This is a genomic window from Colwellia sp. 6_MG-2023 (assembly GCF_030547765.1).
GTDB lineage: Bacteria > Pseudomonadota > Gammaproteobacteria > Enterobacterales > Alteromonadaceae > Colwellia.
The window spans coordinates 1-1,115 of record NZ_JAUOPP010000058.1 but is presented as its reverse complement, the minus strand read 5'-3'; the positions used below and the strand labels follow the sequence as shown (position 1 = coordinate 1,115).

The window sequence follows — 1,115 nt, the reverse complement described above, 5'->3', positions numbered from 1 at the left end:
TCAAGGTTATGGCATTGCTAAACCTATGCCGGCAAATGATATTCATACCTGGATTAATAACTGGAAACCAGATGTTAATTGGCAAAAGTAACTATTTAGTTCACCTTTCTGCCTAATTTTTTTATTTGATGAAGCATTGCTGTATTTTAAATAAGTACAATTATTCTTTTATTTTAATTAGCCCTTTTTCTAGTAGATTCATTGCTTTTATCGTATTTTTTGATTTGCTAAAAGCAACATAAATATCACTTGTGTGGTTAATAGTGCCTTTTTTGATATCGTTAAATTGAAGTCCCATTTCGTTTAACTTACTTTTAACAACTTCATCGAACATAATTGCCATATCTATTCGTTTGTTTCTTAGTAGTCCAATTAATTGTGACTGACTCGCTACTTTAACTTCTCTAAATCGACTTTTATAAATATCATAATTATCACCATATTCGTAACCAATAATGACTCCAATAGAAGTACCTTTAGGAATATCTTTGACTGAAGTAAAATTCAATGACGAATCATTATGATAATAAAATGAAGCACTAGCCTGTAAAATTGGAACATTACCGAAATTAAACATTGCTTGCGTGCTCTTTTGTTTTGTCACATTAAACGCACCATCTACTTGACCTTGCTCAGTCATTTTAAGTGCTCGAGCATATGGAACAGAAATAAACTCAACGTTAACATTAACCGCGTTATACGCTGCTATAATAATATTTTTAGAAAGACCATTTCCGTTCTTATCTGAATAAGGTGGCCAGCTATTTTCGACAGCTAAAACAATAGGCTCTATAGCCAGACAAGCTTTGCCTATAATTAATAAAACAATAGTGAACAAGTTTCGAATTAACATTACGAAGATAAGTTTTTCCAGACATAATAAAGAGTAAGTATAAATTAAAAGCGTTACGACTTCTAAAATTCATACTGTATTTTACGTTCTATATCAATATAGATTGTATTATCCCCCTTTATTTTCGAGACTAAGGTATCTAGCTCTTTAAAAACAATGTTAGTATATTTCTTAGCTTTGCCAGCATATATCAGGCTTCCAATTTTCACACCACGTTGGAATGTCAGCTCCAGGCATCGGCCTAGCAATGCCATAACCTTGG

Annotated in this window: 1 protein-coding gene; it reads right to left on the bottom strand. The window is 32.1% G+C overall.

The genetic code is table 11. From position 1 onward, the window contains the following. Positions 1 to 160 precede the first annotated feature (160 nt). A complete protein-coding gene (locus Q4503_RS18760) occupies positions 161 to 853 on the bottom strand; it encodes an ABC transporter substrate-binding protein (protein ID WP_215973783.1) in 693 nt (230 codons plus the stop codon). Positions 854 to 1,115 lie beyond the last annotated feature (262 nt).